This window comes from Ensifer sp. WSM1721 (assembly GCF_000513895.2).
Taxonomy (GTDB): domain Bacteria; phylum Pseudomonadota; class Alphaproteobacteria; order Rhizobiales; family Rhizobiaceae; genus Sinorhizobium.
Map to the genome: position 1 here is coordinate 2,435,129 of NZ_CP165782.1, position 25,556 is coordinate 2,460,684.

The following is a 25,556-nucleotide window of genomic DNA, read 5'->3' on the forward strand; positions in this document are numbered from 1 at the left end:
TCCGATCAGCTTTCCAGCCGCTTCAGGAAGCCGTGGGGAGCAACAGTGACCATCAGCTTGTTTTGAACCGACTGGTCGATCTCGAATTCGGGATGGGATTTCAGGTACTCATGCACTGCGGTCTTCGGATTGTCGCCGACGTCCCATGGCCGGTCGCTGAAGAAACCGGCCGGCAGATCCTCGACCAGCGTGTCGAACACGACGCAATAGCAGCCGGGCGTGACCAGCGGCGCATAGGCTTCGAGTTCCGCAAGCACATGCGCGTGGGTATGCATGGAGTCGAGCGCGACCATCACGCGCCGGTAGCCCGCAGACGCCTCGCGCACCTTCGCGACGATCTCCTGATCGATGGATGACCCCTCGAACATCTGGATGCGGCTTGCCATCGGGTGGCTTTCGATCGCCGCGCGGTTATGCGCGCGGATATCGATGTCGATGCCGATCACCTTGCGCTTGGCCTGGCTGGGGTCGAAGGAAACGCCCGCTTCGATCGCGTCGCACATGTCGAGCATGGCAAGCAGCGAGGCGCTCAGGATCAGTGATCCGCCATGGGCGATCCCGGTCTCGATCACCAGATCGGGACGTGTCGCCCAGATGAGTTCCTGCATCGCCACGATATCCTGCGGATATTGGATGATCGGACGGCCGAGCCAGTCGAAATTATAGACGTAGCGCTTCGCCATCGTGACTTCGCGCCACTGGTTCGAGAGCGTCTGAAAATCGCCGTCGCGACCATAGTCGTCGACGGCTGCCGCCCGCTCGGCGCGGAATTGTTCGATAGGGTCCATATCGGGTCCTGTCCTCATGTGGAGGGCCGCGGATCGGAATCGTGCTCCGATTCGGCGTTGCCCAGAATTTCAGGGATGCGCTCTAGCACAGGTGTCGCAGCAAAAGCGAATTCGTCCGTCACTCGATCGACAGCAATCGGCGGGAATGAAGCGGTCGGCGCGCCGTCGTTCACCCCAACGGAACACTTCGCCCGGGATTGAATTGCGGCGCACCAGTCGGCGTGACTGGTCTGCCTGCCGCTTGCGACGTTGTAGACGGAATGGCGCCCTTCCTTTGCGATACGGAGAAGCAACTCCACCGCATCGTCGATCCAGATATAGTCCTTGCTGGATTCGAGCGCGGTCTGAAGCTGAATATGTCCGCCTCTCGCCTCCCGGCACAGCGCCCCGAGGAACGTGTCCGAACGCGCCTCGTCCGGTCCGACAACGTTCGACAGCCTGGCGACCCGTACGTTCTCGCGCCCAGAGTTAAGGCAGATCGCCTCACCGGTGAGCTTCGACAGATTGTAGAGGTCCGACGGATTGAGCGGCGACGCCGAGAGCAGAGCGCCTTCGTGCGTGTCGCGGTTGTTGGCGTAAACCCTCGTGGACGAAAGGTAGAGGAAGGAAGAGAACGCGTTCTCACGCAGGATTTTCGCCGCGAGCGAAACATGCGCCTCGATCGTATCGAAGGGCCGTGTGCGAAAGTCGGCCGTCAGGCCAATGGCATAGATGACATGACCGAGGTCCTGCCCCGCGAGAGGCATGTCGGTGCGAGAAGGAGCGCTGACGTCGTGGCCGAGATCGCGCAGCCGGCGCACGAGATTGCCCCCGATGAAGCCCGACTCGCCGAGAACGGTAAACATCACGACCTCTCGCCGAGCCGCCGCAGCGGATTGCCGCCGCAGATGCTATAGGCCTCCACTTCGCCGCGCACGATCGAGCCTGCCGCAATGACAGAGCCTTTCCGGAGGATGGCGCCGTCCAGGATCACCGAATTCGCTCCGATCCAGACGTCCTCCTCGACGACGATGCCGCCGCGGCTCGGCTGAAAGCCCTGCTCGCGGATTAGGCGATTTTTGTCGCTATAGGCGTGATTGACGGGAGCGAAGGTGCAGTTGGCGGCGATCAGCACATTGTCGGCGATGCGTATTCCGTTCCCGGTATAAAAGACACAGCCGCTATTGACGTAGCAGAAGCGGCCAATCTCGAGATGCCCTGAACCGCCGGCGGGCTTGACCTTCACGAAGCTGTCGATGACGGAGGCCTCGCCGACGACGATCCGCGTGCCGCGGACCGAATCCTCAATGTCGCTGAGCGGGCTGATCTTCGCCGTCGGATGCACCTCGATCATTATGGCTCCAATTTTTCTCCGCCGCTTAATTTCATTTCGGCACTCTTTTCCAGTTACCGCTTGCCGCGTCAACGCCTGATCGTGCAAGAAGCGCTCACAGGAAATGCCATCGGTCGAGGAATTCATGTCGCGGTTCAATCGCCTTCCCACTCCCCTTGCGGGCCTCACGATCATCGAGCGCAAGCAGATAGGCGACGAGCGCGGCTTCTTCTCGCGCTTCTTCTGCGGCGACGAATTACCCGAGTTCGGGGGCGTGATCGCGCAGATCAATCATACCTTGACACGCAGCAAGGGTGCGATCCGCGGCATGCACTTCCAGCGGCCGCCGCACGACGAGACGAAGTTCGTGTCCTGCATAAGCGGCGCCGTTTTCGATGTCGCGGTCGACATAAGGCCGGACTCGCCGACCTACCTGCAATGGCACGGCGAAATCCTGAGCGCCGAAAATGCACGCTCAATGATGATCCCGGGCGGCTTTGCGCATGGGCTCCAGACGCTGACGGAGGACTGCGAGATGCTCTATCTGCATGACAAGCCCTATGCGCCGGAGGCGGAAGGCGGGCTCAACCCGCTCGATCCGCGCCTGGCTATCGCTTGGCCGCTCGAAGTCAGCCAGATGTCGGAGCGCGACCGCGCCTTGAGCTTCCTGTAAGCCTTTTCGGCTTATGCCGTCTGCGCCTCGCGACGAAAGCCCTTGCTCGCCACCATCAGGCTGCGCGTATAGTCCTCGGCAATGCGGCCGGCCACAAGGTCGGCCGACGATAGACGCTCGACGACGCGGCCCCCCTGCATCACCGCCAGGCGGTCGCACATATGGGTGACGACGCCCAGATCATGGCTGACCATGATGAAGGTGAGCTTGCGATCGCGGCGCACCTGTTCGAGAAGGTTCAAAACCTCCGCCTGTACGGAGGCATCGAGCGCCGAGGTCGGCTCGTCGAGCAACAGGATCGACGGCTCGAGGATGAGAGCGCGCGCGATCGCAATCCGCTGCCGCTGGCCTCCGGAAAGCTGGTGCGGGTAGCGGAAGCGGAAGCCGGAGCCCAAGCCGACCTCGTCCAAAGCCTTGAGGATCCGGCGCTCGCCGTCGCCGATGCCGTGGATCGCGAGCGGTTCCATCAGCTGCCGGTCGACCGTCTGGCGCGGGTGCAGCGAGCCGTACGGATCCTGGAACACCATTTGCACCGCGCGGTAGAAGGCCTTGTCGCGACGCGTGCCTTTGACTTCTCGCCCCCCCACGCGAATCGTGCCTTCAGTCGCCGGAGCGAGCCCGGCGATCGCCCTCAAAAGCGTCGATTTGCCCGAGCCGGACTCGCCGACAAGGCCGAAGGATTCGCCCGAAGCGACCTCGACGCTAACGTCATCCAAGGCTTTGAAGTCATCGAAGACGACGCTGAGATTCTCGACGGCAACGGCCTCGGTCATAGCGCCCACTCCGGTTTACGGTCGAGCACGGGCAAGGGGTGGCGATCCGCACCGATGACCGGCATGCAGTTCAAGAGGCCGCGCGTATAAGGATGCTTCGCGTTAGCGAGGTCCGATGCAGCGATCTCCTCGACGATCTTGCCCGCATACATCACGAGCACACGATCGCAGAAGGACGAAACGAGCCTGAGGTCATGCGAGACGAAGATCAGTCCCATACCGCGCTCGGTCACCAGCTTGTCGAGGATCGATAGGACCTCGAGCTGCACCGTCACGTCCAAAGCCGATGTCGGCTCGTCGGCGATGAGCAATTCCGGCCCGGCAACCAGCATCATGGCGATCATCGCCCGCTGGCCCATTCCGCCCGAGACCTCATGCGGATAGAGATCGAAGACACGGGCCGGATCGCGGATCTGCACCGCCGCCAGCATGTCGAGCGCCCGCTGCCGCGCCTCGCCGCGGCCGACCCTTTCGTGCCGCCTCAGCGTCTCGACGATCTGCCGGCCGATGCTCATCACCGGGTTCAGCGAATATTTCGGGTCCTGCAGGATCATGGCGATCCGCTTGCCGCGCAAATCCCGCCGCACCTTCGGGGAAGCCGCGATGAGATCGATGCCGTCGAAAGCGAGCCGCTTCGCCGTCACCTGCGCGTGCAGCGGCGTAAGCCCCATGATCGCCCGGCCCGTCTGCGACTTGCCGGAGCCGCTCTCGCCGACGATGCCGAGACGTTCGCGCCCGAGGGTAAAGGAGACGCCGCGCACCGCCTCGACGACGCCGGTGCGGGTCGGGAATCGGACCCTCAGGTCTTCGACCGTCAGGAGCGCGCTCATTGACCGCTCTCCCGTGGATCGAGCGCGTCGCGCAGACCGTCACCGAGCAGGTTGAAGCCGAGACTGACAATCAGGATAGCGATGCCGGGCATGGTGGCGACCCACCATTGATCGAGGATGAAGCGGCGGCCGGAGGCGATCATCGCGCCCCATTCGGGAAGCGGCGGCTGCGCCCCGAGGCCGAGGAAGCCGAGCCCGGCAGCCGTCAGGATGATCCCGGCCATGTCGAGCGTCACGCGGACGATCAGCGACGACATGCACATAGGCATGACATGGCGAAAGACGATGCGCGCCGGCGAGGCTCCCATCAGACGAACGGCGGCAATGTAGTCGGAATTGCGCACCGTCAGCGTCTCGGCGCGCGCGATGCGCGCATAGGGCGGCCAGGAGGTGATCGCAATGGCGATGACGGCGTTTTCAATGCCGGGTCCGAGCGCCGCGACGAAGGCGAGCGCCAAAACGAGCTTCGGGAAAGCGAGAAAAATGTCGGTGACGCGCATCAGCACCGCGTCGATCCAGCCGCCGGCATAGCCGGCGACCGCACCGACGATCAGCCCCACCGGTGCCGCGATGATCGCGACGAGAACGACCACGACGAACGTCAACTGCGAGCCGTAGATCAGTCGCGACAGGATATCGCGGCCCTGGTCGTCGGTGCCGAGCAGATACCCCTCGCTGCCCGGCGGCAGCAGCCGCGCCCCGGCCAGATTGCCGACGAACGACGAATGCGGCGCGAGGAGATCGGCGAAGGCGGCGACAAGGACGAGCGCCAGCAAGATGAGGAGGCCGAGCACGGCGAGGCGATTGGCCGAGAACCGGCGCCAGGTCATATAGGCGCGGCCCAGCCGCGCCTGCAGGCGCGACTGCGGGCGATCGGAAAGCAGCCATTCGCGGCGCGTCATCGGGCGTGTTTCACCGGCAAGACTCATCGCGCGCGCGTCCTCGGGTCAAGCGTCCGGTAGAGCAGATCGGACAGGAGATTGATGCCGACGAAGACCGATCCGATGATGATCGTGCCCCCGAGGACGGCGTTCATGTCGGCATTCTGCAGCGAGTTGGTGATGTAAAGGCCGAGACCCGGCCAGGAAAAGACCGTCTCGGTCAGCACCGAGCCTTCGAGCAGGCCGGCATAGGAAAGCGCGATAACCGTCACCAACGGTACGGCCGCATTACGCAGCGCATGGCCCCAGATGATCCGCGCCTCCGAGAGCCCCTTGGCGCGCGCGGCGACGATATATTCCTGCTGCAGTTCATTCAGCATGAAGCTTCGCGTCATGCGGCTGATATAGGCGAGCGAGAAATAGCCGAGCAGCGAGGCCGGCAGGATGATGTGCCGGAAGACGTCGCGGAAGACGTCCCATTGCCCCTGCCAGAGCGTGTCGACGAGATAGAGACCGGTGATCGGCGAGAACGTGTATTCGTAGACGATGTCGATGCGTCCCGGATAGGCGACCCATTGCAGCCGCGCATAGAAGACGAGGAGCGCCAGCAGCGCCAGCCAGAAGATCGGCACGGAATAGCCGACGAGGCCGATGACGCGCACGATCTGGTCAGCGATGCTGCCGCGTTTGACCGCCGCGAGCACCCCAAGCGGCACGCCGATGAACGCACCGATCAGCGTTCCGAGCGTCGCAAGTTCCACGGTCGCGGGGAAAGCGCGGCGAATATCCGTCATGACCGGATTGGTGGTCAGCACCGAGGTTCCGAAGTCGCCCGAAAGCGCCTGGCGGCAATAGATGAAGAACTGCTGGTAAAGAGGTAGGTTGAGACCCATCGCCTCGCGCGTCCGTTCGACGACATGCTCAGGCGCCCGGTCGCCGAGAACGGCGAGAACCGGATCGATGGGGATCACCCTGCCGATGAAGAAGGTGACGGCGAGAAGGCCGAGATAGGTGGTCGCCACGACGACAAGGAATTGCAGCACCGTGGCGAACGCCTTGCGGGAACGGGCGCGCCGGCGCCCGCTCATTCGCACTGTATCGATCATGCTCAAGGAACCGGTCCTCTCGACTATTCCTTGGAGACGTTCCAAACGTAGTTGGTGTCGAAGCTCGGTCCGAGCTTGAAGCCCTTCAGATTCCCCGCAAGTCCGGCGACCTCGACCTGCTGGAAGATAATGATGAAGGGACTGTCTTCCAGCACGCTCTTCTGGAGTTCCTTGTAGGTCTCCGCACGCTTGGCGCTGTCGCGCTCGAGAAGCGCTTCCTTGGTCTTCTTGCTGAGCTCCGGAACGTCCCAGGCGTTGCGCCAGGCGAGCGTCTTGTTCGTACCCTCGTCGGAATTGTCCGGATTGTTGGTGAAGGTATCGGCGTTCGAATGCGGGTCGAAATAATCCATGCCCCATTGGCCGATATACATATCATGGTTGCGGGCGCGGTATTTCGTCAGCGTCTGCTTGCCGTCACCTGGGATGATTTCAAGCTTCACACCCGCCTGGCCCAGCGTCTGCTGGAAGGATTCGGCAACGCCCGTGACCGGTTGAGTGTTGCGCACGTCCATGGTGACCGTGAAGCCATCGGGATAGCCGGCCTTCGCCAGCAGCTCCTTCGCCTTTGCGACGTCGAATGTGTAGGGGTTTTCGTTCAATGCACCGAGCACGTCCTTCGGCAGGAAGCTCTGGTGGATCTCGCCAATGCCTTTGATCAGGGTCGCGCCGATCGCGTCGTAATCGACAAGATATTTGAAAGCCTTCTGTACCTCGGGCTTCGCCAGCTTCTCGTTCTTTTGATTGAGGCTGATGTAATAAACCGTGCCCTTGGGCGCGCTGGTCGTCGAAAGGTCCCCATTCTTGGAAACCGCCTCATAGTCACCCGGTTCGAGATTGCGCGCGACGTCGATATCGCCGGCTTCGAGCGCCAGCCGCTGGCCGGAGCTCTCCTTCATGTGGCGGTAGATGACGCGGGCAAGCTTTGCCGGTTCGCCGTAAAAATTGTCGTTGCGCTCCAGCACCACGACTTCGTTCGCCCGCCATTCGCGCAGCTTGAACGGCCCGGAGCCCGCATAGCCGGTCTTCAGCCATTCATTGCCGAAATCGTTGTCGTATTTGTATTCGTTGCTCGGTGTCATGGGCTTCGCATGTTCGAGCACGAGCTTCTTGTCCACGACGGAAGCAACCGTCGCGGTCAGGCAGTTCAGGACGAAGCTCGGTGCATAGGGCTGGTCGACGGTGAAGGCAAAAGTCTGCTCGTCAACGGCCTTGGCCTTTTCGGTGACGTTGTCGCCGGTAAGGCCGAACTGCGTGAGAATGAAGGCCGGGCTCTTGTCGAGCTTGACGGCCCGTTCGAAAGAATAGGCGACGTCCTCGGCCGTGATCGGATTGCCGGAGGCGAACTTCATGCCCTGCTTCAGCTTGAACGTATAGGTCAGGCCGTCATCGGAAACTGTCCAGCTTTCGGCGAGATCGCCGACGACCTTGGACGTGTCGTTGAGATCGAGCCGGACGAGCAGGCTGTAGGTGTTGCTGGTCATCTCGGCGGTCGAAAGCTCGAAAGCTTCGCCCGGATCCATCGTGATGATGTCGTCGAACGCGAAGCCCTCGACCAGTGTGTCCTTCGGCGTTTCCGCGAAAGCCGGCTGCGCCGCACCCATTGCAAGCGCGAGCGCCGCAGTTGCAGTCAGAAGTCGAAAACGTCCATGGAGCTTATGCATCATTTTGCGCTTCCCTCTTTTTTGCACCCTTTGCGGGCTCTTCTTCATGGGGATCAGGCAGGCTCGTGCCACGCCTGCCCCAGAACTCTCAGCCAATTCTCCCGGCATATCTTCGCCAGGTCGCGGTCACCATATCCGGCGTCTTTCAGCGCGGCAACGAGCTTCTGATTGCCCGCTGCATCGCCGATTTCCTCCGGGATCGTCGCGCCGTCAAAGTCCGATCCAAGTGCGACGCAGTCGATGCCCATGCGCTCGACCAGGTGGTCGAGGTGGCGCACCATGTCGGAAAGCGGCGTCGCCGCACTCTCCTGCCCGTCGGCGCGCAGCATGGTCGTCGCATAGTTGAGACCGACGAGACCGCGGCTTTCGCGGATCGCGTCAAGCTGACGGTCAGTCAGGTTGCGCGCGACGGGCGTCAGCGCGTGAACATTGGAATGGCTGGCGATGAGCGGCTGATCGGTCGTCTTCGCCACGTCCCAGAAGCCTTTCTCGGTGATGTGGGCGAGGTCGATCAAGATGCCCATCCGATTGCAGGCGCGCACGAGCTCGAAGCCGGCCTCCGTGAGGCCCAGGCCCGTGTCCGGCGACCGCGGATAGGCAAAAGGCACGCCATGAGCGAAGACGTTGGGACGGCTCCAGACCGGGCCGAGCGAGCGCAATCCGGCGGCATAGAAGGTTTCGAGCGCGGCAAGATCCGGCCCGATCGCCTCGCAGCCCTCCATATGCAGCACAGCGGCGAAGACGCCATCCTCGATCGCCCCCCGAATCTCGCCGGTCGAACGGCAGAGCCGCCATGCTCCGGCCCGGTCGAGCTTGAACGCGATGTCGGCGATCTCCATCGCCGTTGCAAGCGACGGCAGATGGTCGAGCGGTGCGGCGAGCGGCGTCGCGTAGTGGCCGTTCTCGTCCGGCGTCCTCAGCACGAGATCGCCGGACGGAACGTAGATCGCGCAAAGGCCGCCGACGAGCCCACCCGCCCTGGCACGCGGTCCGTCGATATGGCCCTTGTCGGTTCCGCCGATGAATTCCGTGACCGGATCGCTACCTCCGCGCGCGCGCTGCCAAAGCCGCAAAAGCACATCGTTATGGCCGTCGAAAACCGCCTGCATTCCGAAAATTCCTTTGCTATATCAGGGAGATCGGATGGAAACCGCCATCCCGCATCCGGAAAGGACAAGGGGTGATGCTATTGAAACGCATCGCTGATTTCAATGAATATCCCCGGCGTTGACGGCGTATGCTGTGGCGAAAAGTTGCAAGCGGACGCAAGCCATGGCCGTGGGCTCAGGGCGCGCGAAACTTTCGGGAGATGTGCAGACGCGATAATCTTCAATCGTAAGCAGCATGGTGCGATTGCATTCGATCGCGCGGTGCGTCGAAAGGCTGCTCTTAAGAGTTGCCACAGATTCGATTCGCGCCTGGGAAAGCGGATCGGGTTTCACGCCTTGAGGAGGTCCCATGAACAGCGGCTTGGAACCGGAAAACGAACCCCTGATCGAGATGCTGTTCCGCAACGGCACGCTGACCGTCGTCGGTATCGTCCTATCGTTCTCGCTCGGCTTCGTATCGCACTGGGCTGCCAATCCCTTGCCGTGGGAAGTGATCGACCTTCCGACGATCCTCCTTCTCGCCGGCGGCATCGCCTGCCAGATCAATGCGCTGCGCATCCTGATCGAGCCGGACTCTGTCAGGCAACGTGTGTATGACCGCGCCAAGCGTTCGTTTCTTCGTGGCGTGATCGCCGTCAGCGCGGGTGTCGTTCTTGCGGTTGCGATCGACTTCCTGCAACTCGCGAAACTGCCGTTGCTTTAGAGCCTCGTCGGCGATTCTGTCGAGAGCCGCCGAAGCTCCACAACTCCCGCACAGCACCGCATCAGTGAAATGTCGATTTGGAGAAGAGGTTGAGGACCAGCACTCCGGCGATGATGAGCACAAGGCCAAGAATCGCCGGCAGATCGAGCTTCTGGTCGAAGGTCACGTAGCCGACGGCCGAGATCAACACGATTCCGAGACCGCTCCAAAGCGCATAGGCAATGCCGACGGGGATATAACGCAGCGTATAGGACAGGAAGAAGAAAGCGACGGCGTAACACACGACCATGAGCACCGTGGGCGTCAGCCGGGTGAAATGCTGCGCCGCCTGCATGGCCGAGGTGCCGAGCACTTCGAAGACGATGGCGATCACCAAAACGGTATAAAGCATGGCGGGGTTCACGGGACGTCTCCGGGGTGATTCGAATAAAATGACGGGTATGATGGCTCGCGCTCATATCTTTCGCCGTCGTGCTACTCCAGCGACAGCGCCTTGAGCTTCTGGAGCAGCGCCGTCCGAATTGACGCATCGATGTCATGGCTCTGCATCAGATCGGCGAGCCATACGCCATCGGCGGCAAATCGGGCGAGGAGGCAATTGGGCGAGGAGTCGGTCGCTGCGAACTCCGCCGCCCGTCGCGCCACCCAATCACGCCAGCGTGCCTTGAGATGCGGCTCGGCGAGGAGCGCGACGGTGAGGACCTGCCACCCCTGCGCCTCCGCTTCCCGATCGAGCGCAAAGCAGACGGTGAGATAGGCACGCGTAAACCGTCCCTTCTCGATATCGTCCGCCGCCATCGCTTCCTCGATCGACCTGTCGAAGCGCGCGACAAGCTCGTCGAAGAGCCCGTCGAGCAGCGCAACCTTGTTGGGGAAGTGATGCAGCAGGCCGCCCTTGCTGACACCGGCCGCCTGCGAAACCGCATCCAGCGTCACGGCGGCGATCCCCTGCTCCAGCGACAGACGCGCGGCGACATCCAGCAACTGCCGGCGTACCAGCTCCGGCTGCTTTTTTCTTTGATAAGCATTCTTCATGGCCCACTAAAGATACCGTCTGGACGGTTTGTCAAGAGATTGAACTCGGAATTGCTCTGCCGCGATGAAACGCCGCAAGCGGTCAGCCGCCATTGTCCGTAGCTGTCGGCCGCGATACGAAGGCGCAAGCCGAGCGGATGAGGAAAAGCATGTGCGGTTTTCCGCCGGCATTCCGCTCCAACCCTTGAGAGCCGATCATGACGGAAACGACGACGCTCTATGAGGCGATCGGTGGCGATGCTACCGTCCGCGCGCTGACGCGACGCTTCTATGAGCTCATGGATAGCCTCCCGGAAGCGGCCCGCTGCCGCGCCATTCACCCGCCGGATCTCTCGGGCAGCGAGGAGAAGCTCTATGAATATCTGACCGGCTGGCTTGGTGGTCCCCCGATCTATGTCGAAAAGCGCGGCCATCCGATGCTGCGCCGCAGGCATTTCATCGCGGAAATCGGTCCCGCCGAGCGTGACGAATGGCTCCTCTGCTTCACGCGCGCACTCGAGGAAACCGTTTCCCATCAAAAGCTCCGGGAAGTCATTCTCGAGCCGATCACACGGCTCGCCTTTCACATGCAGAATAAGGAGTAGCCCGCCAATGTCGAACAGCGGACTGCGCGCGACCATGCTTTTCGTCGCTGGACTCATGGGCATTTTCGGCGTCGCGAGTGCCGCTGCGGCCTCGCATGGCGCCGACCCGAGACTCCTCGGCGGCGCCTCCGCGATGTGTCTTGCCCATGCGCCGGCGCTCGTGGCGCTCCACGCGGGCTGGGCGCATTTCCGGACGGCCGGCTTCGCCGCCCTGCTGCTCGCGGCCGGTACCGCGCTCTTTGCCGCGGATCTCACGATGCGCCATTTCTCAGGCCACGGCCTCTTCCCGATGTCGGCACCCCTTGGCGGCATGACGATGATGGCCGGGTGGCTGGCGGTGGCGCTCGGGGCCTTCATGCCCCGGAAGGCTAGCGCAGGATGAGAAAAGTGTGCGCGGCTTTCCGCTCCAGCGTCACGCGCCCTCGACGGCGGTGAAGCCCTCGAATTTCGGCGGCCCGAGATACATCGACCTGTTTTCGCCGGCGCTCCTGTGCGCCGCCCGGAAGTTTTCCGATTTGGTCCAGTCGATGAATGCGTCCTTGCTCTCCCATGTCGATTTCGAGATGTATGGCGTATAGCCCTCTTCCGGCACGCTATCGCCGCGCAGCAGCTGAAAATCGATGAAACCGGGCATCTCAGCGAGAGCGGAGTCGCGTCCCTTCCAGACAGCCTCGAAGGCTTCCTCCTGCCCGATCGCGACACGGAAACGGTTCATGGCGAAATACATGGCCTACTTCTCCAGCGCTTTCTTTTCCGGTGCGGCTTCCGCGGCCGCGCGCGGAAACGGCAGGATAGCGCCCTCCATGGGCGCCGCAAGCCCAAGCGGGTCCCGGCCCGTCGGACGGGCCTGCCAAGTGGGGAACTCGGTGACATTCGCGTTTTCTTCGATCATCCGGGCGCGGCGCGTCAACAGTTCGTAAAGTTCGGGAACCAGTCCGTCGCCGAATTGCGCGGCGAGTTTGTGCAGGCCGATCATCATCATCTGATCGGGACGTTCGTCATGCATTGATGGAACTCCAAGTGGCCGGCGGCGAGATAGGTCCCGCCGTCGTTTTCTCATTCAGCCATCGCGGCCGTTGCCGGTGGTCAGGTCCTGAAGCGCCCGCTCGAGGCTCGACTTCGAACCATTGCGCAGCGGCACGAAGGCCTTGCCCCACTTCTTGCAGCCGGTCTTCACGCGAAGACACGCATCATGGCTGATGCAGTCGATCGGGCAGAATACGCAGTCGACCGAGGGAAGGACGCGGTCGATGCGCGATACCGCTTCTCGTAAACCGCCATCGTGATGGATGAGTTCCGCGCCGAAAGCGCTGGCGATCTCCCGCAAATGGGCGACCTGGCAATCCCGTCCGCCGACATAGAGAAAGCTGCGGCCCTCGAGCGTCGCCTTGCCGGCACCGGGTGGGGGCGCGCTCGGTTCATCCTTCGTCCTGCCCTTACCACCCTTGCCTGCGTTCTGGTGCCGCTTGCCGCGCATCCATCGTCTCCATTTTGCTCCGCGACGTCGGCATGGCCGTCGATCGCCAATCAGAACTGCCTTTGGGCACACACCGAACGGTTGCGTGACGGCGGCAACTTATTAAACTTGATAACCGGAGTAAAGTATAAACATGAGTTTTTTAATCATATTAATTCACCCAAGAAGCGCTCGACAATGCATGCCTCAAACCATTGGAATTAATCGCATTCGCGATCCAGATTCGGCGCGAGATCAGATCCGAATGGGAGTAATTCAGCGGTTGAAGGCCAGCGGAATGGTAAAGACCCAACTGTCGCGGCCAGCACCCGCCGGGATAGCGGGGAACGGGGCGGCACGCTGGACGGCTGCCAATGCGGCTTCGTCAAGAATCGGCGAACCGGCGCTCTTCGCCAGACTGACGCTCGCAACGCCACCACCGGAGGTTACGGTGAAGCGGACATGGGCGACACCGCGTAGCCGTTGCCGTTTGGCCTCGGCGGGGTAGCGAAAGGCCCTGTTCAGTTTGTTTCTCACCTTGCCGGGATAGTTGGAGACGGCGGCATTGCCCGCTTGCTGCGCGACACTCCCTTTTCCGCTAGCCGCGGCCGCAGCCGCGTTTTCCACGCCGTCCGCCTGCCCCTTGTTCTGCGATTTCGCCTGCTCGCCCCCATCTCCGGCCTTCTTGCGGGCAACCTTCTTTTTCTTCGCCGGTTCCTTTTTCGGTTCCGACTTCTCGACCTTGGCCGGCTCGATCTTTTTGGGTTCCGGCTTCTCTTTCGGAACGACGGTTTCGACCGGAGCGACGCTGGCGGTAACCGGGGCTTCGGTGACCTGGGCCACCGGCACCTCCTCAGCGGGGAGAACGACATCCGCCTCGACGGGCGTCACGTCCTGAGGCTGAGTAGCGGCGACATCGGTCGCGGATGGTTCGACCGCCTCGGCCGCCTCTTCCGTCGGCTCGATCTCGGTCGGCTTCAGTTCCTCGGGTGCCTCTTCCGTCGGCTCGACGACGTCGGAAGGGTCGCCTGCCTGCAGCGTCTCGTCGAAGGCGTTGCCAAGCAGCGTCACTTCCATTGCGGCACCGCCGGCAAGCTGAACCTCTTCTTCCGCGGGCGCAAACAGCATAGCGCCGCTCGCATGCGCCAGCAGGGAGAGGCCGATCGCCGCGGCCCATTTTGCGAAATGCTTCATTATGCCTTGCCTTCCGTCGGCAATCTCAGGCCGCCTCAGCCCTTGAGTTCTACCGCCGACCTGGAGCCGGTCTTCAGGCCCGCCATGCAGGCAGCCTTGTCGACACCCTCGCCGACGCAGGTCGGCGCATCGTTGATAAGAAGGCTCTTCACGGCCTCGCACTTCGTGCCCGGCAGGTCAAACTGCCGGACCTTTGTCTTACCTGCCGGCAGGTCGCGGAAATCGAGCACGGCCATGCGCTCGACCCGCCCCTCCTGGTCGAAGAGGACGAATTCGAACGAGACCTTTGAAAGCGATTGGGCCAGCGCACTGCCGGCGACGAAGGTGAGCTTGCAGCCCTTTTCCGAAGGCGCGATCTCGTTGAGTTCGATCGTGAGCCCCGCGGGAGCGGCGTCCTGCGCTGCGACCGCTCCGGCGGTCAGGAGAACCGCGACTGCCGACGAAAGAGCAAAACGGAAAAGATGCGTCGTCATAACACCACTCGCTGCGCGTATTTCGGGATTTCGCCCGTCGCCGCGCGGTCCCGATCGGTTTAACTTGACTGTATTAATCCGGTATTGCGTCCTTAAAGAAATATGAGTAATGAAGTCAAGATACTAAATGGGATAGGCGGCAGGAACGCGAGGGAAACGCCTCGTTTCCTGCTCGCAAGCTGGCCGAAACCGTGACACCGAACGAAACCGATACTCAGCGATCCCCGCAGACGGCAAGCCCGGTCAACCGAACGCAGCGGGTCGTCGAGAGTCACGATCTTTTCCTTGGCGATAACGAGATCCTCATTTCCCACGAGGGCGCGATCTACCGGATGAAGATCACCCGCCAGGGCAAATTGATTCTGAACAAATAGCGAGACGACGATGAGCGAGAGCATGCGCCCCACCCCCTCCGAAATACGCGCCTACCGCGCTGCCAATCCGAAGCTGCGCGAGCGGGACGTCGCCGCGCAACTCGGCATTTCGGAGGCCGCTCTCGTCGCCGCCGAGTGCGGCCTCGGTGCGATCCGCATCGACAGCGACGCCAATCGCTTCCTTGAGCGCGTACAGGAGCTCGGCGAAGTACTCGCCCTGACCCGCAACGAGAGTGCCGTGCACGAGAAGATCGGCGCCTACGAGAACATCAAGGCAGGACATGCGGCGGCCCTGGTGCTCGGCTCCGAGATCGACCTGCGCATTTTCCCCGGCGCCTGGGCGCACGGCTTTGCCGTGACCAGGACCGACGCCAAGGGAGAGGTCCGCCGCAGCCTGCAATTCTTCGACAAGCGGGGCAACGCCGTCCACAAGGTCCACCTGCGCCCCGCGTCGAACACGACCGCCTATGAAAAGATCGTCGAGGGCCTTCGTCTCGACGATCAGTCGCAGGATTTCGTGGTCGACGCCGGCAACCCCCCCAGCGACGATACGCCCGATGTCGCAGTTGACGCCGCGGAACTGCGCGATCGCTGGTCGAAGCTCACCGATACGCACCAGTTCCCGGGTATGCTGCGAAAGCTGAATATCGGCCGACGCCGGGCCCTGCACTCGGTCGGCGACGACTTCGCCTGGCGGCTCGACAAGGCCGGCGTCGAACTGATGATGCGAACCGCCGCAGAAACGGCGCTGCCCATCATGTGCTTCGTCGGAAACCACGGCGTCATCCAGATCCACTCCGGTCCGGTCGCAAAGATCGGAACGATGGGGCCGTGGCTCAACGTCATGGACGATACCTTCCACCTGCATCTGCGCACCGACCACATTGTCGAACTCTGGGCGGTGCGCAAGCCTACGGCCGACGGACATGTGACTTCGCTCGAAGCGCTCGACGCTAAGGGCGAGATGATCATCCAGTTCTTCGGCAAGCGTAAGGAAGGCTCCTCCGAAAGGGCCGAGTGGCGCGGTCTGGTCGAGAGCCTGCCGCGGCTGAACACCGTCGTTGCCGCCTGAGGATAGCTGATGATGAACGGCCTCGATTTTCGACGTCTACGTCGCTGGGAGCTGGCGCTCGCGGCCTTCGCCCTGTCGGCGCCCCTCGCGCTGCCCCTGCTCGCGCCCGGAACGCCATCGCTCATGCGGCCTGCGATGGCGCAAGGCCTCGAGCAGCCGGACGTCTCCCGTATCGTTTCGGTCGGCGGCGCGATTACCGAGATCATCTACGCGCTCGGAGAAGAGAGCCGCCTCGTCGGCCGCGATTCGACCAGCACCTATCCCGAAGCGGCGAGAAAGCTGCCGGATGTGGGTTACATGCGGCAATTGGCTCCGGAGGGCATCATCGCCGTCAACCCGACCGCGATCGTGGCGATCGAAGGCAGCGGTCCGCCCGAGGCGCTCGCGGTATTGAAAGAGGCGAACATCCCCTTCACCAGCATCGCCGAGACCTACGACCGCGACGGCATCCTCGCCAAAATACGCGAGGTCGGGGCTTTCCTCGGGGTGCAGGATAAGGCCGAAGCCCTCGCGCAGACGGTGGAAAAGGACCTCGACTCCGCGGTCGCCGACAGCGCCAGCCGTCCCGAAGGTGAGCGCAAGCGTATCCTCTTCATCCTCAGCACGCAGGGCGGCAAGATCATGGCCTCGGGCACCGGCACGGCCGCCAACGGCATCATTGAACTTGCCGGCGCGGTCAATGCCGCCAGCACTTTTCCCGGCTACAAGGCGCTGACCGAGGAAGCGATCGTCGAGGCCAAGCCGGACGTGATCCTGATGATGGACCGAGGCGGAAGCCACGCGGCAAGCCCGGACGAGCTCTTCGCCCTTCCGGCACTCAGCCTGACGCCGGCGGCGAAGAGCAAGGCGCTGATCCGCATGGACGGGTTGCACCTCCTTGGTTTTGGCCCGCGGACGGCAAGTGCGATCCGGGAACTGAACGCAGCAATCTACGGAAAGAAGCCCAATGCCTCGCAGTGAGGCCATGGAAGGCGCCATGCGCGCACCCTCCTTCGCCACAAGGATCGCCCGCGAATGGCGCGGCGGAAACCGCGCGGGCCTGGCACGCCTAGTGATTGGCGTGCTGGTGGTACTCGCTGCCGCCACGTTTGCGACCTCGATCATGACGGGCGCAGCGGACGCTTCGCTTGCGAATGTCTTCCGCTGGCTTGCCGGCGGAGCCGATGAGGCATTGAGTGCGCGCGATCGCATCATCATTCTCGATATCCGCCTGCCGCGCGCCGTACTTGGCATGCTGGTCGGCGCATCGCTCGCGGTTTCCGGCGTCGTGATGCAGGGACTCTTCCGCAATCCGCTCGCCGATCCCGGCCTTGTCGGCGTTTCGGCGGGGGCAAGCCTCGGCGCGGTGCTGCTGATCGTGCTCGGCGGCGCTGCGTTCGCCCCCCTGTTTGCGCTCTTCGGTTTCTATGCGCTGCCGCTCGGCGCTTTCCTCGGCGGCCTTGCCACGACGCTCCTTCTCTACCGGATCGCGACACGCGGCGGCCAGACCTCCGTGGCGACAATGCTGCTCGCCGGGATCGCGCTCGGCGCCCTCGCAGGGGCCGTAACCGGCGTTCTCGTCTTTCTCGCCGACGACAAACAGTTGCGCGATCTCACCTTCTGGGGTCTCGGATCGCTCGCCGGCGCCAACTGGACGAAAATCGCTGCCGCCGGCCCGATCATCCTCTTGTCGCTCGCGGTCGTTCCGTTCCTTGCGCGCGGGCTTAACTCGATCACGCTCGGTGAGGCCGCAGCCTTCCACATGGGCATCCCGGTGCAGCGCCTGAAGAATATTGCGATCTTCAGCGTCGCCGGGGCGACCGGCGCGTCAGTCGCCGTCAGCGGCGGCATCGGCTTCGTCGGCATCATTGTCCCGCATCTTCTGCGATTGGTCATCGGTCCCGATCACCGCTACCTGTTGCCGGCCTCGGCCTTGCTGGGCGGCACGATGCTGATCTTTGCCGACATGCTCGCCCGCACGATCGTCTCGCCGGCCGAACTGCCGATCGGCATCATCACCGCCTTCGTCGGGGCGCCGTTCTTCTTATGGGTTCTGCTGCGCGGCCGTTCGAACATGGGATTTTGATTTTCGAAAATGATCAGGGCATCCGACATTTCCGTCCGCCTTGCCGGCAGGCAGGTGCTGCACGGTATTTCTTTCGAAGCCGTGCCCGGCGCCATGACGGCCATCGTCGGGCCGAACGGGTCCGGCAAGACGACGACCCTGAAGGTGGCCTCGGGCGAACTTGTCCCGTCCGCCGGCAAGGTCACCATCAACGGTCGCGATATCGCAAGCTTCAGGCCGTGGGAACTCGCGCTGAAACGCGGAGTCCTGCCGCAATCGACAGTGATTTCCTTTCCGTTCACGGTCCGCGAGATCGTGCGCCTCGGCCTTCCGGCAGGCGGTGGCGCCGACGCCCCCAGTCATGACCGGGTCGCCGACGAGGCGCTCGAGGCGGTCGACCTCGCCGGTTTTTCAGGACGCTTCTATCAGGAGCTGTCTGGCGGCGAACAGCAGCGCGTCCAGCTTGCGCGCGTCCTCTGCCAGATTTCCGCGCCCGCTACCGACGGCGAGCCGCGCTACCTCCTGCTCGACGAGCCCGTATCGAGCCTCGACATCCGCCACCAGCTCACGATCATGCGGCTCGCACGGCAATTCTGCACCGAAGGCGGCGGCGTCATCGCGGTGATGCACGATCTCAACCTTACGGCGATGTTTGCCGATCAGATCGTGATGATGAAGGCGGGCCGCATCCGCGCGCGCGGAGCGCCAAGGGACGTCCTGACCGACGAGACCATGGAAGCCGTATTCGGGTGCCGGATGCGGGTGAGCGTAGCCCCTGCACGCGATATGCCCTTCGTGTTGCCGCAGTCCGCGGTCGTTTGAATTCGGGCGGCGCGCCCCCGGCAACGTCAAGATTTATCGAAACAAATTCCGTCTTGACGCGTTGTTCCCCAACGCCGGTGCGGGCACCGCATCGGCGAGACATGGGCGTTTGCCTCATGCCGACTTGCACGCCTCGATCACGCGCCGGCCGACGTGGCCGGCGTGCCAGCAAAGGGAGTAGACAGATGGCGACAGGCCTCTTCTCAAGCTCGAGCACCAGGAGACGCAACGGTGGCGCGAGCGACACGTCGATCGAAGACCAGCTCCAGCAGGTTCGCGAGGACATCGCAAAGCTCGCCACACTGATCGCCGACCGCGGCGTTGCGGACGTCAAGACCAGGGCGAGAGGCGCTCGGGAGCAGGCCGAAGCCGACCTGCAGGATCTACTGGCAAGCGGCGAGCAGATGCTTTCCGATCTCCGCAGCCGCTACGCCGATACCGAGAGGGAAATCCGCAGAGCGATGCGCGAACATCCGATCGCCACTGTCGGTGCCGCCGCCGCAATCGGGCTTATCGCTGCAGCGCTCCTGCGCCGATGAGCGGACAGCTAAGATCTCGGGCGGATACCCGAAAATCGCTGACGGAAATGAAACGGAACCGGCTACAGCGCCGTGCGTCTTTTCAGACGCACAAAGGACGCTGTGGCACTTTGAATTGCTGCATGTTTTTGTCCTTAAATCGGGTACGATTTAAGGAAACATGCAGTAAGAAAGATGCGCCGGCGTCCGCCCGCGGTCCCGCGCTTTCACGTCGGCGGATGCAAAGTCGTCGTGATCTGGTGTGATCGGGAGTAATTCCATGGGAACGCTCGGGACTGCCTTGTCTGCCTTGCTCGCGGTCGACGTCGCCGCCGCCACCTCACGCTACAAACGCAACGCCGTCTTGTGGATCATCATCGCCATTTTGCTCGGCACCGCCTATGTTTTCGCCCTCGTGGCCGTCGCGCTGTTCCTGGCCGAGCGCTATTCGCCGGTCGCCGCTACCGTCTCGATCGCGCTCGCACTCGTGGTAGCAGCATTGATCCTCTTCGCCATCATGGCGGGCCTTTCCGCCCGCGACCGCCGGCTTGCCGAGGAACGCCGCCGTCGCTCAGCGCTGCAGGCGAATCTGGCGCTGATCGCGACTACAAGCATCCTGCGCAGGCAGCCCCTACTCGGCGTCGCTACCGCCATTGCCGTCGGCGCCTTCCTCGGGCTCGGGAAGGGACGGCGGCGCCGGGAAAGGCGGTGAACGCGTTGACGTGCTACAGCGGCAGCCGGATGAGCGCCGTGACGCCCGCGGGCAAATATTCGACCTTCACCGAGCTGCCGATAACCTTGTCCAGGCTGCGCTCGATCAGGATCGAGCCGAAGCCGCGTCGCCGCGGCTCGCGGACCGCTGGCCCGCCCACCTCGGTCCATGTCAGATGCAGCACGGACTCACCATCCTCGACGACGCGGCGCGCAGTCAGCACGACCTTGCCCTTCGGCACCGAGAGGGCGCCGTACTTCACCGCGTTCGTGGCCAGCTCATGCAACACCAGTCCAAGCCCTACCGCCTGGTCCGGACCCAGTGATATCTCGTCCTTATGAAGTTCGACCTGCTGGTCATAGTCGCTGACATAGGGCAGCAACTGCTTCGAGATCAGTTCCGACAGACGAATCGTACCCCATTCATAATCGGACAGGAGGCCGTGCGCCTCGGAAATGGCCTGAAGCCGGCCGGCAAAAGCGGTCATGAATTCTGCGGGGTCGCTGGTCTGGCGAAGCGTCTGGCGCGCAAGCGACTGCAGCATCGCCAGGGTGTTCTTGACACGGTGGTTCAGCTCCTTGAGCAGGAGCCGTGTTCGTTGAACGGCGGCCTGCTGCTCGGAGACGTCGACCGTCATGCCGAGAAAGGTCAATGGTGCGCCCTTGCTGTCGCGGTCGTGCACGCGGCCGCGACCGAGCAGCCACCGCCCGTTCGCGCCGATGCGAAACATGCCGTCATATTCCTCGTTGGCGGCCATTGCCTGCCGCAGCTTCGAGAAGGTCGGGATGCGATCCTCGGGATGGATGGCGGAGAAAACGGCCTTGGCGCCGATCGTCCGCTCCGGCGGGAGCCCGAACATACGCATCATCGCACCATTGCCGGCGACCGTGCCTGAGCGAATGTCCCAGAGCCAGCTCCCGACATTGGCGGCGTCAAGCGCCATGGCAAGCCGCTGCTCCTCGCGTGAGAGTGCGGCTTCCTTGAGCGCTCGCCGGCGCGCTTCGTCCTTCAGCTTGAGCAGCGAGGCGGCGATGCCGGCGATCTTTTTGAGGTCGTCCTGCTGTTTTGCCGTGACCTCAAGGCGCGGCGCGACATCGAGAACCGAGACCGTGCCCACTGCCTGGCCTTCCAGAACGATCGCGACGCCCGCATAAAACCGCAGGAACGGCGCTCCCGCGACCTTTCGCCAGGAGCGGAACGCCGGATGGCGCGAGGCGTCGAGCACGACAAACGCATGCTCGTAGGCCCCTGCGATCGTGCGCACGCAGAAGGATTCCTCCGAGCGAAAGCGCGTTTCCGTGGTGCCGACCGCCGCCTTGACCCATTGCCATTCACGATCGACCAGGCTGACCAAGGCGATCGGAGCGTCGAACAGGCTCGCCGCAAGCCGCGCGAGCCCTTCGAAATCGCTATCCGGTATCGCCATGTCCGGAACGGCAGCGTAAAGAGCGCCAAGCCGTTCCGGGGCGTCGAGCACCTCGGTCACCGCGGGAAGCATCGCCTCTATCTTTTCATGCATGCGATCTGAACCCAAGAAAATCCGATTGCGGCACAGGATTACCCGGCCAAGCCGCGGAGGCGGCCGGAACTCCGGCCGGATCACTAGATCGGCACCGATTTAAGGGCAAATTATGCAGCAATTGCGGATACCGCAGCAACTCTCCGTATCCGAACGCCAGCCAGACATGGCTCGGAGCGGAAGGCACGACGAAATCAGGAAACGAAGGCACGCGACGTGATCGGGGCGGAGGTTTCGTCCGGCCCATAGTCGTTCTCGCCCTTGACTTGAAGAATTTCCTGCAGGCGCTGGCGGGCGCGATTGACGCGGCTCTTGATCGTACCGAGCGCGCAGCCGCAAATCGTGGCCGCCTCTTCATAGGAAAAGCCCGATGCGCCGACAAGGATGATCGCCTCGCGCTGGTCCGGCGGCAACTGGTCGAGCGCCCGTCGGAAATCCTGCAGATCGAGCGAACCATATTGCTCGGGGTGATGGGCAAGTGTCTCCGTCAGATGGCCGTCGCTGTCCTGGACCTCGCGGCCGCGCTTGCGCATCTGGCTATAGAGCTCGTTGCGCAGGATGGTGAAGAGCCATGCCTTCATGTTGGTGCCCATCTCGAAGTGGTCCTGCTTGGCCCAGGCCTTCATGATGGTGTCCTGCACGAGATCGTCGGCGCGGTCATGGCGCCCTATCAGCGACATGGCGAAGGCGCGCAGGCTCGGCAGCGCGGCAAGCATTTCACGCTTGAACTCTTGGTTTTCGGATGGCATCCGGCGCCTACTCCTTGCCGTGCGGAACCGATTTCCGCTCCGCGGCTTCCAGCTTTTCCAGAAGATCGAGAAAGCGGGCCGGTATCGCTTCCTCCTGCACCGACTGATAGAGGGCTTTCAATTTCACCGCAATCTGAACATTCGGATCGTCGCCCGATGGACTTTGGCCGATCGTCCGCCCTGCCCCTGAAGTATATCTCATTGTTGTAGCTGTCGCCCTTGAAAGTTCGCCTGCACCATAACGCAGCAGAAAATTGAAATGTTCCGCGGCGGAACCTTTTTTTCGGCGGAACGTTTCCGCGAGGCACCAGCATAAATACCAGCATTGATACATGAATTGAGGGACACCCTGCATGACACTGTCCACGCGGATTGCTCCATTCCTTCCTTACCTTCGCCGCTATTCACGCGCCCTGACCGGTTCTCAGACCTCGGGCGATGCCTATGTCGCGGCGGTGCTGGAGGCCCTGATAGCCGACACGTCGATCTTTCCCGGCGCCAGCAGCGACAGGGTCGCCCTGTTCCGGCTTTTCACATCGCTCTTCGGGTCGTCATCCGTGCTGATCCCCGAACCGGTTTCTCCCTTCGCCTGGGAACAGCGGGCATCCGTCAACCTGGCTGCAGTATCGCCGCTTGCCCGGCAGGCGTTCCTCCTCGTCTCGGTAGAGGGCTTCAGCCCGCAAGAGGCTGCCGAAGTGCTCGACGTCGATATTGCAAAGCTCACCGATCTCCTCGACCGCGCATCTCAGGAAATCTCCCGCCAGGTTGCAACCGACATCATGATCATCGAGGACGAACCGCTGATTGCGATCGACATCGAACAGATGGTCGAAAGCCTCGGCCACCGTGTGACCGGCATTGCGCGCACCAAGGACGAAGCCGTTGCGCTCTTCAAGTCGACAAAGCCGAGCATGGTCCTCGCTGACATCCAGCTCGCCGACGGCAGCTCCGGCATCGATGCGGTGAACGAGATCCTGAAGAGCCACGCGGTCCCGGTGATCTTCATCACTGCCTTCCCGGAGCGGCTTCTGACCGGCGAGAGGCCCGAGCCCACTTTCCTGGTCACCAAGCCCTTCAATCCGGAAATGGTGAAAGCCCTGATCAGCCAAGCGCTGTTCTTCAATGAGGCAACTAGGGCTGCTGCCTAAACGCCTTCTCTACAGCGCCGTGCGTTTTTTCAGACGCACAAAGGACGCTGTAGCACTTTGAATAGCTGCATCTTTTTGTCCTCAAATCGGTACGATTTAAGGACAAATGCAGTAGCGCGCCGCATTCTACGACCTTCATGCGTTGCGGTTCAGGCGTCTGCGCGCTGTTATCCAACCGCCGCATATTTCCGGGATGACACGATTAGCCCATCCTGACGCAAAACAGCCAGTGCCGAGGGAAAGGGCACTGGCTGAGCTTAAGCAACTCACTGAGGGGGGATGTGAGTTGGCAACCGGCGGTATGCCTCCGACGTCACATTGGGGGCCATGTGCGTCACCGTCCGGTTATCGCCAATAATTCACGAGGAAGAAAAAAGTTCCGAAAAAAATGAAGTGGCGAATGGCTGTTGACGGGCCAGTCTATTCGATCGACTCAAGCTCGGCGCGGTGCCGGTAAAGCGCAAGGAATCGCCGGTAGTCCCGGTCGTAGACGCGACGCAGCGCAGGATTCGGAAGCCGTTCCTTTCCGCCCGAGGACATCGCGCCACCGGCCCCCGCCAGGTCACGATAGAGATTGCCCGCGACGGCCGCCGTCATTGCCGTGCCGAGCAGGACGGCATCGGGGGTCTCGGGCGCGACCACGCGGCAGCCCGTGGCGTCACAATAGAGTTCCATCAACAGGGGGTTGCGCACGTGACCACCGGTAACGTGCAGCGTATCGAGCTGATAGCCCGCCTCCTTCATCATCTCGAGGATATGGCGAATGCCGAGCGCGATCGCGACGCAGGTCCGCCAGTACAGACGGCAGAGACCGTCGAAGGAGGAGTCGAGGGCAAGGCCGCTGATGACGCCGAGCGCGTGTGGATCGGCAAGCGGCGAACGGTTGCCGTGAAAATCGGGAAGGACATGGAGGCGTTCGGCAAAGTCGACGCCATGAAGGGCGCGCAGTTCCTGCACGCGGTCGATGATTTGTCTGTGGGTATCGGCCGAAGGAACGAGCCCGCCCCCGTGCACGCGCACGATGTGGTCGAGCAGCGCTCCCGTCGCCGATTGACCGCCCTCGATTAGCCACAGCCCGGACAGCACCGCCTCGAAATAGGGGCCCCACATGCCGAAGCCCGGCTTCAACTCCTTCGAGAAGGCGACGATGCAGCTCGATGTTCCCGCGATCAGAGCAAGCTGACGTTCGAGCTTTTCCGGATCGCCCGCAAATCCGCCAAGCACACCAAGCGCGCCCGCATAGGCGTCAATCAACCCCGGCGCGACCCGGCATTCGGTATCGAGCCCAAGTTCCGCCGCCGCATGAGCCGTCAGGTTCCCGACGGCGCGTTCCACCGGCAGCGTCTCTTCGGGCAATCCGCCGCGGTCTAGAAGGTCTTCAAGGCCGATGCGCTCGAGATAGTCCTGCTGCCAGCCGCGCTCCTTGTGGGCGAGATAGTTCCATTTCGCCGTCAGCGTGCAGCGCGAGCGGGCCGTACTCCCTGTTGTCCGCCAGGACATATAGTCCGCGAGGTCGAAGAAATAGCCCGCCTTCTGCCATTGCTGCGGAAGGTTCCGCTTCAGCCACATCAGCTTCGGCATTTCCATCTCCGGCGACATCACCCGACCGGAATGGTCGAGCACCGGATGCTGCGTCGCCGTACAGAAGTCCGCTTCCGCCAAGGCTCTGTGGTCGAGCCAGACGATGGTGTCCCAACGCGCCTCACCCTGGCGATTGACCGAAAGCGGCGCACCGTCACGGTCGCGCGCGACCAGCGAGCAGGTGGCATCGAAGCCGATCGCCGCAATGCTCGCGGCGGACACTTCGGCCCTCTCGCGCGCCTCCCTCACCGCTGCGCATACCGCCGCCCAGATGTCTTCGGAATCATGTTCGGCGTGGTTTTCTTCCGGCCGGTTCATCGCGATCGGCCGGTCGGCACGCGCCAGAAGCGTGCCGCGCCGGTCGAAGACGCCGGCTCGCGCGCTGCCGGTTCCGATATCGACCGCCACGACATGTTCGCGCATCAATGGAGTCCCCGTC

32 protein-coding genes are annotated in these 25,556 nt (G+C 62.8%); 12 read left to right on the top strand and 20 right to left on the bottom strand.

Annotated elements, in window-relative coordinates:
* Positions 1 to 5: 5 nt before the first annotated feature.
* The 3 genes from M728_RS11920 to M728_RS11930 are packed head-to-tail and all read right to left on the bottom strand — an operon-like array spanning position 6 to position 2,121.
* Complete coding sequence (locus M728_RS11920; protein ID WP_026618782.1) at positions 6 to 788, bottom strand: cephalosporin hydroxylase family protein; 783 nt, start codon at positions 786 to 788, stop codon at positions 6 to 8.
* A gap of 14 nt (positions 789 to 802) precedes the next feature.
* Positions 803 to 1,633, bottom strand: a complete 831-nt coding sequence (locus tag M728_RS11925; RefSeq protein ID WP_026618781.1) for an NAD(P)-dependent oxidoreductase — start codon at positions 1,631 to 1,633, stop codon at positions 803 to 805.
* Complete coding sequence (locus tag M728_RS11930) at positions 1,633 to 2,121, bottom strand: DapH/DapD/GlmU-related protein (protein ID WP_026618780.1); 489 nt, start codon at positions 2,119 to 2,121, stop codon at positions 1,633 to 1,635. The genes M728_RS11925 and M728_RS11930 overlap by 1 nt, the downstream gene beginning before the upstream one ends.
* Before the next feature lie 124 nt (positions 2,122 to 2,245).
* On the opposite strand from M728_RS11930, the gene M728_RS11935 reads away from it, so the two are divergent.
* Positions 2,246 to 2,773 carry a dTDP-4-dehydrorhamnose 3,5-epimerase family protein gene (locus tag M728_RS11935; RefSeq protein WP_026618779.1) on the top strand — a complete coding sequence of 176 codons (528 nt, stop codon included), beginning with the start codon at positions 2,246 to 2,248 and terminating at the stop codon, positions 2,771 to 2,773.
* Between the two features lie 11 nt (positions 2,774 to 2,784).
* Here the strand turns inward: M728_RS11935 and M728_RS11940 are convergent, their stop codons facing one another.
* Genes M728_RS11940 through M728_RS11965 form a run of 6 tightly spaced genes read right to left on the bottom strand, consistent with a single transcriptional unit; the run spans position 2,785 to position 9,133 of the window.
* Positions 2,785 to 3,546 (bottom strand): ABC transporter ATP-binding protein, encoded by a 762-nt coding sequence (locus M728_RS11940; protein ID WP_026618778.1) that lies wholly within the window; start codon positions 3,544 to 3,546, stop codon positions 2,785 to 2,787.
* A complete protein-coding gene (locus M728_RS11945) occupies positions 3,543 to 4,376 on the bottom strand; it encodes an ABC transporter ATP-binding protein (protein WP_026618777.1) in 834 nt (277 codons plus the stop codon). Before M728_RS11945 ends, M728_RS11940 begins: the two co-directional genes overlap by 4 nt.
* A complete protein-coding gene (locus M728_RS11950; protein WP_026618776.1) occupies positions 4,373 to 5,305 on the bottom strand; it encodes an ABC transporter permease in 933 nt (310 codons plus the stop codon). The genes M728_RS11945 and M728_RS11950 overlap by 4 nt, the downstream gene beginning before the upstream one ends.
* The gene (locus tag M728_RS11955; RefSeq protein WP_026618775.1) at positions 5,302 to 6,345 is read right to left on the bottom strand and encodes an ABC transporter permease; all 1,044 of its coding nucleotides are present in this window, start codon (positions 6,343 to 6,345) and stop codon (positions 5,302 to 5,304) included. The genes M728_RS11950 and M728_RS11955 overlap by 4 nt, the downstream gene beginning before the upstream one ends.
* Before the next feature lie 41 nt (positions 6,346 to 6,386).
* Complete coding sequence (locus M728_RS11960) at positions 6,387 to 8,027, bottom strand: ABC transporter substrate-binding protein (protein WP_026618774.1); 1,641 nt, start codon at positions 8,025 to 8,027, stop codon at positions 6,387 to 6,389.
* Between the two features lie 50 nt (positions 8,028 to 8,077).
* Positions 8,078 to 9,133, bottom strand: coding sequence for a dipeptidase (locus tag M728_RS11965; RefSeq protein ID WP_026618773.1), 1,056 nt, complete (start codon positions 9,131 to 9,133; stop codon positions 8,078 to 8,080).
* A gap of 349 nt (positions 9,134 to 9,482) precedes the next feature.
* Between M728_RS11965 and M728_RS11970 the strand changes: the two genes are divergently transcribed.
* Positions 9,483 to 9,836: a hypothetical protein gene (locus tag M728_RS11970; protein ID WP_026618772.1), complete on the top strand. Its 354-nt coding sequence runs from the start codon at positions 9,483 to 9,485 to the stop codon at positions 9,834 to 9,836.
* Between the two features lie 61 nt (positions 9,837 to 9,897).
* Here the strand turns inward: M728_RS11970 and M728_RS11975 are convergent, their stop codons facing one another.
* Together M728_RS11975 and M728_RS11980 are read right to left on the bottom strand one after the other, a co-directional pair.
* Positions 9,898 to 10,227 (bottom strand): SMR family transporter, encoded by a 330-nt coding sequence (locus M728_RS11975; protein ID WP_198023364.1) that lies wholly within the window; start codon positions 10,225 to 10,227, stop codon positions 9,898 to 9,900.
* 83 nt (positions 10,228 to 10,310) lie between these two features.
* On the bottom strand, positions 10,311 to 10,871 hold the full coding sequence (locus M728_RS11980; RefSeq protein WP_026618770.1) for a TetR/AcrR family transcriptional regulator: 561 nt from the start codon (positions 10,869 to 10,871) through the stop codon (positions 10,311 to 10,313).
* A gap of 197 nt (positions 10,872 to 11,068) precedes the next feature.
* Between M728_RS11980 and M728_RS11985 the strand changes: the two genes are divergently transcribed.
* Positions 11,069 to 11,455, top strand: a complete 387-nt coding sequence (locus M728_RS11985; protein WP_026618769.1) for a globin — start codon at positions 11,069 to 11,071, stop codon at positions 11,453 to 11,455.
* Positions 11,456 to 11,462: 7 nt separating this feature from the next.
* The gene (locus tag M728_RS11990) at positions 11,463 to 11,837 is read left to right on the top strand and encodes a DUF423 domain-containing protein (protein WP_026618768.1); all 375 of its coding nucleotides are present in this window, start codon (positions 11,463 to 11,465) and stop codon (positions 11,835 to 11,837) included.
* A gap of 30 nt (positions 11,838 to 11,867) precedes the next feature.
* Here M728_RS11990 and M728_RS11995 read toward each other — a convergent pair whose 3' ends face one another.
* The 5 genes from M728_RS11995 to M728_RS12015 form a co-directional block, all read right to left on the bottom strand.
* Positions 11,868 to 12,182 (bottom strand): antibiotic biosynthesis monooxygenase, encoded by a 315-nt coding sequence (locus tag M728_RS11995; RefSeq protein ID WP_026618767.1) that lies wholly within the window; start codon positions 12,180 to 12,182, stop codon positions 11,868 to 11,870.
* A gap of 3 nt (positions 12,183 to 12,185) precedes the next feature.
* Positions 12,186 to 12,461, bottom strand: coding sequence for a hypothetical protein (locus tag M728_RS12000; RefSeq protein ID WP_026618766.1), 276 nt, complete (start codon positions 12,459 to 12,461; stop codon positions 12,186 to 12,188).
* A 54-nt stretch (positions 12,462 to 12,515) separates the two neighbouring features.
* Positions 12,516 to 12,932 (bottom strand): DUF2325 domain-containing protein, encoded by a 417-nt coding sequence (locus M728_RS12005; RefSeq protein WP_026618765.1) that lies wholly within the window; start codon positions 12,930 to 12,932, stop codon positions 12,516 to 12,518.
* 255 nt (positions 12,933 to 13,187) lie between these two features.
* Positions 13,188 to 14,105, bottom strand: coding sequence for an energy transducer TonB (locus M728_RS12010; RefSeq protein WP_026618764.1), 918 nt, complete (start codon positions 14,103 to 14,105; stop codon positions 13,188 to 13,190).
* 35 nt (positions 14,106 to 14,140) lie between these two features.
* Positions 14,141 to 14,578, bottom strand: coding sequence for a hypothetical protein (locus tag M728_RS12015; protein WP_026618763.1), 438 nt, complete (start codon positions 14,576 to 14,578; stop codon positions 14,141 to 14,143).
* Positions 14,579 to 14,769: 191 nt separating this feature from the next.
* Between M728_RS12015 and hemP the strand changes: the two genes are divergently transcribed.
* The 7 genes from hemP (at position 14,770) to M728_RS12050 (ending at position 20,120) form a co-directional block, all read left to right on the top strand.
* Positions 14,770 to 14,952, top strand: coding sequence for a hemin uptake protein HemP (hemP, locus tag M728_RS12020; RefSeq protein ID WP_026618762.1), 183 nt, complete (start codon positions 14,770 to 14,772; stop codon positions 14,950 to 14,952).
* A gap of 10 nt (positions 14,953 to 14,962) precedes the next feature.
* Complete coding sequence (locus M728_RS12025) at positions 14,963 to 16,024, top strand: hemin-degrading factor (RefSeq protein WP_026618761.1); 1,062 nt, start codon at positions 14,963 to 14,965, stop codon at positions 16,022 to 16,024.
* A 9-nt stretch (positions 16,025 to 16,033) separates the two neighbouring features.
* On the top strand, positions 16,034 to 16,984 hold the full coding sequence (locus M728_RS12030; protein WP_026618760.1) for a hemin ABC transporter substrate-binding protein: 951 nt from the start codon (positions 16,034 to 16,036) through the stop codon (positions 16,982 to 16,984).
* On the top strand, positions 16,971 to 18,089 hold the full coding sequence (locus M728_RS12035; RefSeq protein ID WP_026618759.1) for an iron ABC transporter permease: 1,119 nt from the start codon (positions 16,971 to 16,973) through the stop codon (positions 18,087 to 18,089). Before M728_RS12030 ends, M728_RS12035 begins: the two co-directional genes overlap by 14 nt.
* A gap of 9 nt (positions 18,090 to 18,098) precedes the next feature.
* Positions 18,099 to 18,890 (top strand): heme ABC transporter ATP-binding protein, encoded by a 792-nt coding sequence (locus tag M728_RS12040; protein ID WP_026618758.1) that lies wholly within the window; start codon positions 18,099 to 18,101, stop codon positions 18,888 to 18,890.
* A 185-nt stretch (positions 18,891 to 19,075) separates the two neighbouring features.
* Entirely contained in the window at positions 19,076 to 19,429 is a 354-nt protein-coding gene (locus M728_RS12045; protein WP_026618073.1) for a DUF883 family protein, read from the top strand.
* A gap of 259 nt (positions 19,430 to 19,688) precedes the next feature.
* Entirely contained in the window at positions 19,689 to 20,120 is a 432-nt protein-coding gene (locus tag M728_RS12050) for a hypothetical protein (RefSeq protein WP_026618757.1), read from the top strand.
* Positions 20,121 to 20,133: 13 nt separating this feature from the next.
* Here the strand turns inward: M728_RS12050 and M728_RS12055 are convergent, their stop codons facing one another.
* The 3 genes from M728_RS12055 to rsiA1 all read right to left on the bottom strand — a co-directional run bounded on the left by M728_RS12055 (position 20,134) and on the right by rsiA1 (position 22,590).
* Entirely contained in the window at positions 20,134 to 21,639 is a 1,506-nt protein-coding gene (locus M728_RS12055; protein ID WP_026618756.1) for a sensor histidine kinase, read from the bottom strand.
* 194 nt (positions 21,640 to 21,833) lie between these two features.
* Entirely contained in the window at positions 21,834 to 22,388 is a 555-nt protein-coding gene (locus M728_RS12060) for an RNA polymerase sigma factor (RefSeq protein WP_026618076.1), read from the bottom strand.
* A 7-nt stretch (positions 22,389 to 22,395) separates the two neighbouring features.
* The gene (gene rsiA1, locus M728_RS12065; protein WP_026618755.1) at positions 22,396 to 22,590 is read right to left on the bottom strand and encodes an anti-sigma factor RsiA1; all 195 of its coding nucleotides are present in this window, start codon (positions 22,588 to 22,590) and stop codon (positions 22,396 to 22,398) included.
* A gap of 151 nt (positions 22,591 to 22,741) precedes the next feature.
* Here rsiA1 and M728_RS12070 point away from each other — a divergent pair, with 151 nt between their 5' ends.
* Positions 22,742 to 23,536 (top strand): response regulator, encoded by a 795-nt coding sequence (locus M728_RS12070; protein ID WP_026618754.1) that lies wholly within the window; start codon positions 22,742 to 22,744, stop codon positions 23,534 to 23,536.
* Positions 23,537 to 23,956: 420 nt separating this feature from the next.
* Here M728_RS12070 and M728_RS12075 read toward each other — a convergent pair whose 3' ends face one another.
* The gene (locus M728_RS12075) at positions 23,957 to 25,540 is read right to left on the bottom strand and encodes an FGGY-family carbohydrate kinase (RefSeq protein WP_026618753.1); all 1,584 of its coding nucleotides are present in this window, start codon (positions 25,538 to 25,540) and stop codon (positions 23,957 to 23,959) included.
* Positions 25,541 to 25,556: the final 16 nt, after the last annotated feature.

Coding starts and splice junctions, on each gene's coding strand:
- M728_RS12005 (WP_026618765.1), bottom strand. CDS start 12,932: ATGCGCGGCAAGCGGCACCAGAACGCAGGCAAGGGTGGTAAGGGCAGG.
- M728_RS12030 (WP_026618760.1), top strand. CDS start 16,034: ATGATGAACGGCCTCGATTTTCGACGTCTACGTCGCTGGGAGCTGGCG.
- M728_RS12040 (WP_026618758.1), top strand. CDS start 18,099: ATGATCAGGGCATCCGACATTTCCGTCCGCCTTGCCGGCAGGCAGGTG.
- M728_RS11950 (WP_026618776.1), bottom strand. CDS start 5,305: ATGAGTCTTGCCGGTGAAACACGCCCGATGACGCGCCGCGAATGGCTG.
- M728_RS11945 (WP_026618777.1), bottom strand. CDS start 4,376: ATGAGCGCGCTCCTGACGGTCGAAGACCTGAGGGTCCGATTCCCGACC.
- M728_RS11990 (WP_026618768.1), top strand. CDS start 11,463: ATGTCGAACAGCGGACTGCGCGCGACCATGCTTTTCGTCGCTGGACTC.
- rsiA1 (WP_026618755.1), bottom strand. CDS start 22,590: ATGAGATATACTTCAGGGGCAGGGCGGACGATCGGCCAAAGTCCATCG.
- M728_RS12055 (WP_026618756.1), bottom strand. CDS start 21,639: ATGCATGAAAAGATAGAGGCGATGCTTCCCGCGGTGACCGAGGTGCTC.
- M728_RS12070 (WP_026618754.1), top strand. CDS start 22,742: ATGACACTGTCCACGCGGATTGCTCCATTCCTTCCTTACCTTCGCCGC.
- M728_RS12000 (WP_026618766.1), bottom strand. CDS start 12,461: ATGCATGACGAACGTCCCGATCAGATGATGATGATCGGCCTGCACAAA.
- M728_RS12050 (WP_026618757.1), top strand. CDS start 19,689: ATGGGAACGCTCGGGACTGCCTTGTCTGCCTTGCTCGCGGTCGACGTC.
- M728_RS11940 (WP_026618778.1), bottom strand. CDS start 3,546: ATGACCGAGGCCGTTGCCGTCGAGAATCTCAGCGTCGTCTTCGATGAC.
- M728_RS11965 (WP_026618773.1), bottom strand. CDS start 9,133: ATGCAGGCGGTTTTCGACGGCCATAACGATGTGCTTTTGCGGCTTTGG.
- M728_RS12015 (WP_026618763.1), bottom strand. CDS start 14,578: ATGACGACGCATCTTTTCCGTTTTGCTCTTTCGTCGGCAGTCGCGGTT.
- M728_RS11925 (WP_026618781.1), bottom strand. CDS start 1,633: ATGTTTACCGTTCTCGGCGAGTCGGGCTTCATCGGGGGCAATCTCGTG.
- M728_RS11955 (WP_026618775.1), bottom strand. CDS start 6,345: ATGAGCGGGCGCCGGCGCGCCCGTTCCCGCAAGGCGTTCGCCACGGTG.
- M728_RS11930 (WP_026618780.1), bottom strand. CDS start 2,121: ATGATCGAGGTGCATCCGACGGCGAAGATCAGCCCGCTCAGCGACATT.
- M728_RS11935 (WP_026618779.1), top strand. CDS start 2,246: ATGTCGCGGTTCAATCGCCTTCCCACTCCCCTTGCGGGCCTCACGATC.
- M728_RS11980 (WP_026618770.1), bottom strand. CDS start 10,871: ATGAAGAATGCTTATCAAAGAAAAAAGCAGCCGGAGCTGGTACGCCGG.
- M728_RS11920 (WP_026618782.1), bottom strand. CDS start 788: ATGGACCCTATCGAACAATTCCGCGCCGAGCGGGCGGCAGCCGTCGAC.
- M728_RS12045 (WP_026618073.1), top strand. CDS start 19,076: ATGGCGACAGGCCTCTTCTCAAGCTCGAGCACCAGGAGACGCAACGGT.
- M728_RS12035 (WP_026618759.1), top strand. CDS start 16,971: ATGCCTCGCAGTGAGGCCATGGAAGGCGCCATGCGCGCACCCTCCTTC.
- M728_RS12025 (WP_026618761.1), top strand. CDS start 14,963: ATGAGCGAGAGCATGCGCCCCACCCCCTCCGAAATACGCGCCTACCGC.
- M728_RS11995 (WP_026618767.1), bottom strand. CDS start 12,182: ATGTATTTCGCCATGAACCGTTTCCGTGTCGCGATCGGGCAGGAGGAA.
- M728_RS11985 (WP_026618769.1), top strand. CDS start 11,069: ATGACGGAAACGACGACGCTCTATGAGGCGATCGGTGGCGATGCTACC.
- M728_RS12060 (WP_026618076.1), bottom strand. CDS start 22,388: ATGCCATCCGAAAACCAAGAGTTCAAGCGTGAAATGCTTGCCGCGCTG.
- M728_RS11975 (WP_198023364.1), bottom strand. CDS start 10,227: ATGCTTTATACCGTTTTGGTGATCGCCATCGTCTTCGAAGTGCTCGGC.
- M728_RS11970 (WP_026618772.1), top strand. CDS start 9,483: ATGAACAGCGGCTTGGAACCGGAAAACGAACCCCTGATCGAGATGCTG.
- M728_RS12010 (WP_026618764.1), bottom strand. CDS start 14,105: ATGAAGCATTTCGCAAAATGGGCCGCGGCGATCGGCCTCTCCCTGCTG.
- M728_RS12075 (WP_026618753.1), bottom strand. CDS start 25,540: ATGCGCGAACATGTCGTGGCGGTCGATATCGGAACCGGCAGCGCGCGA.
- M728_RS11960 (WP_026618774.1), bottom strand. CDS start 8,027: ATGATGCATAAGCTCCATGGACGTTTTCGACTTCTGACTGCAACTGCG.